General features: G+C 40.3%; 4 protein-coding genes and 1 tRNA gene. 3 read left to right on the top strand and 2 right to left on the bottom strand.

What is annotated here, in order from left to right; all coding sequences use genetic code 11:
- A partial coding sequence (locus B2107_RS21060; RefSeq protein WP_293957728.1) for an ISAon1 family transposase occupies positions 1-646 on the top strand: 646 nt, incomplete at its 5' end.
- Between the two features lie 114 nt (positions 647-760).
- Here the strand turns inward: B2107_RS21060 and B2107_RS21055 are convergent.
- Positions 761-850: transfer RNA gene (locus B2107_RS21055), tRNA-Ser, on the bottom strand.
- 121 nt (positions 851-971) lie between these two features.
- Positions 972-3,095, bottom strand: coding sequence for an HD family phosphohydrolase (locus B2107_RS21050; RefSeq protein WP_293957727.1), 2,124 nt, complete (start codon positions 3,093-3,095; stop codon positions 972-974).
- Between the two features lie 149 nt (positions 3,096-3,244).
- On the opposite strand from B2107_RS21050, the gene rpe reads away from it, so the two are divergent.
- Both rpe and B2107_RS21040 read left to right on the top strand, forming a co-directional pair.
- Positions 3,245-3,925 (top strand): ribulose-phosphate 3-epimerase, encoded by a 681-nt coding sequence (rpe, locus tag B2107_RS21045; protein WP_293957726.1) that lies wholly within the window; start codon positions 3,245-3,247, stop codon positions 3,923-3,925.
- A 355-nt stretch (positions 3,926-4,280) separates the two neighbouring features.
- Entirely contained in the window at positions 4,281-7,043 is a 2,763-nt protein-coding gene (locus tag B2107_RS21040) for a bifunctional aconitate hydratase 2/2-methylisocitrate dehydratase (RefSeq protein WP_293957725.1), read from the top strand.
- Positions 7,044-7,047 lie beyond the last annotated feature (4 nt).

The raw sequence follows: 7,047 nt of genomic DNA, 5'->3' as shown, positions 1-7,047 counted from the left end.
CCAAGAATTCCGCTTGATCCCGAACATGGCCAAGGCAATCCGTAGATGTTTCAGGAATGCCAGACGTATGATCGATCGTTTCCATGTCCAAAAGTTAGCTTACGATGCCGTGCAGGAACTCCGTATCAAATATCGATGGGAAGTATTGGATGCAGAAAGCAAGAAAATAATGGAATTGCGAAAACGGGGTATTCCATATGAGCCCGAGTTGTTACCTAATGGTGATACGCTCAAACAGCTATTAGCTAGATCGAGATACCTGCTGTTCCAGCATTCAAGCCGATGGTCAGAAAGCCAAAAACGCCGTGCAGAACTGCTGTTTATCAGGTTCCCCAAGTTAAAACAGGCTTATGATCTTGGAATTGCCTTAGGTGATATCTTCAATAAATGCAGGGATAAAAAAGTTGCTTTCACAAAGTTAGGATTGTGGCACAACCAGGTTGAGAACGCGGGTATTGCTTCATTCGAGAGTGTCGCAAGATCCATTGCAGCGCATCATCAATACATTCTTCACTACTTTGACAATAGAAGCACCAATGCATCCGCAGAGTCATTCAATGCAAAACTCAAAGCTTTCAGGAGCGTATTCCGCGGCGTAAGAGACACCACATTTTTCCTATATAGGGTAATGAAATTGTATGCTTAAAAACTTTACCCCCCAAACTTTCGGTATGATCCTATAAAATTCCAGGGCCGCGCAATTTCTAACTGCTTAAATGTAAAAAAGCTTTCTGATCACTCAGAAAGCCTTTTTTGTCTTTGGCGGAAGAGGCGGGATTCGAACCCGCGGTACCGTTTCCAGTACGACAGTTTAGCAAACTGTTCCTTTCGGCCACTCAGGCACCCTTCCTTGTTTTGACATTGCAAACATAAGGCAATTATTTGATTCTGCAAAGTCTAAATAATAAAAAAAATGCAAAAAAAATGTAACGTTGCAATAAGCGTTTGACAGTCAATTTGTTGTTTGACAATTAAAATTGCATTGTTTTTTTGCTTAAATCGTAATCTACCCGAACATGATAGATACTTTTGAGCATGGCCTTAAAAATAACCGCAGATTCAGTGATATCTTTTAAGGTAATGTTGCTATTGTTGAATTGCCCACCCATCAATTTGTGTTCAATAATCTTATCGACAAGATTATTGATAGACTCTTCGGATGGCTCTTTTAACGCGCGGGACGCAGCTTCGACTGAGTCTGCCATCATGAGCACTGCTGTTTCCTTTGAAAAAGGAATGGGGCCTGGATAGGTAAATAACGACTCGTCAACCAATTTATCCGGATTGTTCTTCACGAAAAGGTTATAAAAATAATCTACACGGGTAGTACCATGATGCGTGCGGATAAAATCAAGGATAACGTCCGGCAATTGATGTTTTTTAGCAATATCAACACCCTTTATGACGTGCGAAATAATAATCTGTGCGCTTTGTTCAGGGGATAGCTCATCGTGAGGATTCTTTTCTGTCTTTTGATTCTCGATGAAAAATTGAGGATTAGTCAGTTTGCCGATATCATGATAGAGTGCTCCAGCACGTACCAATAGTGGATTTCCACCAATTTTATAAATCGCCGCTTCCGCAAGATTAGCCACCTGTAAAGAGTGCTGAAAGGTGCCTGGAGCTTTAAATGAGAGTTCACGCAATAATTTGGAATTACTGTTGGTAAGCTCCATGAGCGTAAGGTCAGATACGATACCAAACAATTTTTCGAAGGCATAAATCATGGGGTAGGCAAGGAGCGTAATCAATACGCTGACGAAGAATGGAAGGAGGTCGGACCAATAGATCGTGTCAATGGAACCATTTCTGGTCACCACCAATCCAATATAGGCAATCCAGTACGTTCCCAGAATGATTGCCGATGAAATAAACAATTGCTCTCTTTTAACCAATGTTTTGATACTATAGATCGCAACTATACCCGCCATAAATTGTAGAAAAACAAACTCAAAGCTATTTGGGACGAATAATCCTGCTAATAAGACCATCAATAGATGGATATTGAGCGCCACACGTGTGTCAAATAATATACGAATAATAATGGGGACAGCACAAAACGGTATATAATAAAGGTTAGGTATTTTGATTTTAATGGCCCAAGATAACACGGCAAGCATACCGATGATGACGATCATGATAATGACGAGCAGTCTGTTATTAAAGTAGATGTCTTTTCGAAACAGAAAAAGAAACACCATCAAAATAGAAAGTGCCAACGAAATAATCAAAAATTGACCTAAAGTCACATAATTTTGGTTGCCGCTGATCTTGCCTTCATCTTCATATACCTTACGTAGTGATTCAAGCTTTTGGTAGGTTTCATTGGAAATTATTTTATCTTTTTCGGCTATGAGTTCCCCTTTTTGGACAACGCCACGCGTAGCTGATATGTTGGCAATTGCGTTTTGTTCCAAGGTCTCTGTCTGCTGATCATTATAAATGTAGTTAATGGTAATATAGTTTTTTAGTGTTTCCGACAGCCAGCTCTTCTGCTTTATTTTGGTCAGTTTGGGCATAATGTCGTCCATATAACTGTAAGAGCTTTCGATCGTATAGCAGTCGGCCGTATTTTTTTGGCTGGCAACTTTGTCTTGAATGAGTGTAAAATTATAATGCTTAGAGGCTGGGGATTTGTCGTTGCTACGGTTTTGAAATCTATTGTTCAAGGATAGGATACCTTTGCTATACAGATGATTTAGGATGGCGTTACCGGCATTTCTATAATCCGCTATATTTTCATGTGTAGTATCTAATTTGCTGCTCTGCCACTTTTCCGCCAAGTCGGTGTTGAATTGATCAATTTGCTCTTTACTGGTGGTTGTATTGGCATTGTAGATAGGCTGAATGGTATTTAAGATGCTTTTCTTGTCCGCATTCAATTCTTCTTGCGTTTTTAATATGGCAAAATTGTAGGGCGATATTAGATTTTCGTGGTTCCATACTTTACCTTTTTGAAATTCATAGCGGAAGCGGGGTTGTTTGGGAAGAAATATACAGATCAAAAAGATGGTAATAAGTATTAATCCAATTTTGCGGACAAGGTTTTCCGTTGTATTTAATTCTCTTCTGTATTTTATTTTTAGTCTTCCCACTGCGAGCTTTATTTTATATTCTGTAAATATACAAATGTAGTTATAATTTATTTTCTGCCGCTTCTGCCAATTTTCCTTTATGGGCATTAAATAGGCTAAAGGCTGTGATGAACAAAAAATACTTGTTATCTTTGCAGAAAAAATACAACATGTCAACAAAATCACATCTCATTGCACCATCCGTTCTTGCTGCAGACTTTGCAAAATTATACGATGATATCATCATGGTAAACAACAGCGACGCAGATTGGTTTCATATTGATATTATGGACGGCGTTTTCGTTCCGAATATCTCTTTTGGATTTCCAGTTATGCAGGCTATTGCAAAACATGCGACTAAACCTTTGGATGTACATTTGATGATTGTTGATCCAGATCGTTATTTGCAAGTGTGTAAAGATTCAGGCGCAGCAGTCATTACTGTGCATTACGAGGCCTGTACGCATCTGCATCGTACGCTGTCTGCTATTAAAGAGTTGGGTTGTAAAGCCGGGGTTGCACTGAACCCACACACGCCTGTGGCTCTTTTGAAAGATGTGCTCGCGGATTTAGACTTGGTTTGCATCATGTCAGTCAATCCGGGATTTGGTGGTCAAAAATTCATTAAAAATACCTATGCCAAAGTGCAGGAGTTACGTGCGATGGCTGCGGGCGTGAACGATGGCCTGTTGATTGAAATTGACGGTGGAGTGACGACTGCAAATGCAGCGCAGCTATTGAAAGCAGGGGCAGATGTGCTGGTGGCCGGATCGTTTGTCTTTAATGCCACAGATCCTCTGGAAACGGTCAAAATATTGAAGGACATCGATATACATGTAGAAACGATATAAATAGAATAGGTGGTTTAGTCATATAGATCACCTATTTTTTTTAAACATCAGGCAGTAAAAATAGCGAATTGGAAAAAACGGGCATGATTGCAAAAGGCTGTTTAGAACAATTCCAAATTGCTTTAAATAGATGGAAAGCATGCGTTTAAAGCTGTATTTTCACTATTTTTGTATTTAGTCACAGGAGTTGATTTACGACAAATAAGTTAACTTCAAACATGAAGTGGAAGGGCTAAATTGTGATTTGATCTGGAAACCGATCGATGGCTTATTAGCTTAATTATATTACAGTCAAGGTGGTTTAGCAAGACATTGTGTCTTTTTGGCTACCCTTAAAATAGAAAGATAGATATCTATGAGTATTTACAACGATTACGTACAAGAGGTTGTAGAACGAGAAGGCCAGGGGTTACATCCTAAGCCAATTGATGGAGCAGAATTACTAAGTGAAGTAATTGCTCAGATTAAGGATTTAAACAACGATAATAGAGCAGATTCTTTACGATTGTTTATTTATAATACACTGCCGGGTACAACTCCTGCAGCTGGCGTTAAAGCGCAATTTTTGAAGGAAATTATTTTAGGTGAATCTATTGTTGCTGAAATCACACCTGACTTTGCTTTTGAGTTATTGTCCCACATGAAGGGTGGACCTTCTATTGCAGTTTTATTAGATTTAGCTTTGGGTGATGATGTCATGATTGCTAAACAAGCTGCCGAAGTGCTTAAAACACAAGTTTTCTTATATGATGCTGATACAGCACGTTTGAAAGATGCTTATCAGCAAGGTAACGAAGTAGCTAAGGATATTTTGGAAAGCTATGCAAAAGCGGAGTTTTTTACGAAGCTACCAGAGGTGCCGGAAGAAATTGAAGTGGTTACTTTTATTGCGGGTGAGGGCGATATCTCGACAGATTTATTATCCCCGGGAAATCAAGCGCACTCACGTTCGGATCGTGAATTACATGGTAAATGTATGATCACACCTGAAGCGCAACAGCACATTCGTGAATTGCAGGCGCAACATCCAGGTAAAAGTGTCATGTTGATTGCTGAGAAAGGAACGATGGGTGTAGGCTCCTCTCGTATGTCGGGAGTAAATAATGTGGCACTTTGGACAGGTAAACAAGCAAGTCCTTATGTTCCTTTTGTGAATATTGCGCCAATTGTCGGTGGTACGAATGGTATTTCGCCAATTTTCTTGACAACGGTAGATGTGACTGGTGGTATTGGTATCGACTTGAAAAACTGGGTGAAGAAAGTGGATGAGCAGGGGAATGTTGTTCGTAACGAAAAAGACGAGCCCATTCTTGAAGAAGCTTACTCTGTTGCGACGGGAACTGTTTTAACTATTAATACAAAGACGAAGAAATTATATCATGGCGAGCGTGAGCTGATCGATATTTCGAAAGCTTTGACTCCCCAGAAAATGGAATTTATTAAAGCCGGCGGCTCTTATGCGATTGTTTTTGGTAAAAAGATACAAACATTTGCTGCAGAAACCCTGGGCATTCAAGCGCCTGCGGTATTTGCTCCTTCAAAAGAGATTACTATTGAAGGGCAAGGCTTGACAGCAGTGGAGAAAATCTTCAACAAAAATGCGGTCGGTGTTACGGCTGGTAAGGTCTTACATGCTGGTTCTGATGTTCGCGTTAAAGTAAACATTGTTGGTTCTCAAGATACTACTGGTTTGATGACAGCACAGGAGTTGGAGGCTATGGCTGCAACAGTCATTTCGCCGACAGTGGATGGTGCTTATCAGTCGGGTTGTCATACCGCATCTGTATGGGATAAAAAAGCGCAAGCAAATATTCCCAAATTGATGAAATTTATGAATGACTTTGGATTAATTACTGCGCGTGACCCACAAGGCGTGTATCATTCCATGACTGATGTTATTCATAAAGTTTTAAACGATATCACTATCGACGAATGGGCCATCATTATTGGAGGGGACTCCCATACGCGGATGTCCAAAGGTGTCGCTTTTGGCGCTGACTCGGGCACCGTTGCATTAGCGTTGGCTACTGGAGAGGCTTCAATGCCAATTCCTGAGTCGGTAAAAGTTACCTTTAAAGGGAGTATGAAAGAGCATATGGATTTCCGTGATGTAGTTCACGCTACCCAAGCGCAGATGCTGCAGCAATTTGCTGGAGAGAACGTGTTCCAAGGTAGGATTATAGAGGTTCACATTGGTACGCTTTTGGCTGATCAGGCGTTTACCTTTACTGACTGGACAGCAGAAATGAAAGCGAAAGCTTCCATTTGTATTTCTCAAGATGATACGTTAATCGAATCTTTGGAGATCGCGAAAAAGCGTATTCAAATCATGATCGATAAAGGTATGGAAAACAAAAATAATGTTTTGCATGGCTTGATCGAAAAGGCAAATAAACGCATCGAGGAAATCAAAATAGGGGTTAAACCTGCATTAGCCCCGGATACGAATGCGAAATACTATGCTGAGGTGGTGATTGATTTGGATATCATTGAAGAGCCAATGATTGCCGACCCGGATGTAAATAATACGGATGTTTCTAAACGTTATACACACGATACGATCCGCGATCTTTCTTACTACGGCGGAAGCAAAAAGGTAGACTTGGGTTTCGTAGGTTCATGTATGGTACACAAAGACGATTTGAAGATCGTTTCTAAAATGTTGAAGAACATTGAAAAACAAAAAGGCGCAGTTACTTTTGAGGCTCCTTTGGTAGTCGCAGCCCCAACGTATAATATTATTGATGAGTTGAAAGCAGAGGGCGATTGGGAATTCTTGCAAAAATACTCGGGATTTGAATTTAGCGATGCATTACCTAAAAGTACTGCACGTACAGAATATGAGAATATTATGTATTTAGAGCGCCCAGGTTGTAACCTCTGTATGGGTAACCAGGAAAAAGCGGCAAAAGGAGATACGGTCATGGCGACTTCAACACGTTTATTTCAAGGTCGTGTCGTAGAGGACAGAGACGGTAAGAAAGGAGAGTCTTTGTTGGCATCGACTCCTGTAGTTGTGTTATCAGCAATCTTGGGTCGTATTCCGAACATTGACGAATATAAAGCTGCTGTCGAAGGTATTAACTTGACAAAGTTTGCACCTATTCCAACAAAGTAGTAAT

It is taken from the genome of Sphingobacterium sp. UBA7855 (assembly GCA_002500745.1).
Lineage (GTDB): Bacteria > Bacteroidota > Bacteroidia > Sphingobacteriales > Sphingobacteriaceae > Sphingobacterium.
This window is presented reverse-complemented; position numbering and strand designations above follow the sequence as displayed.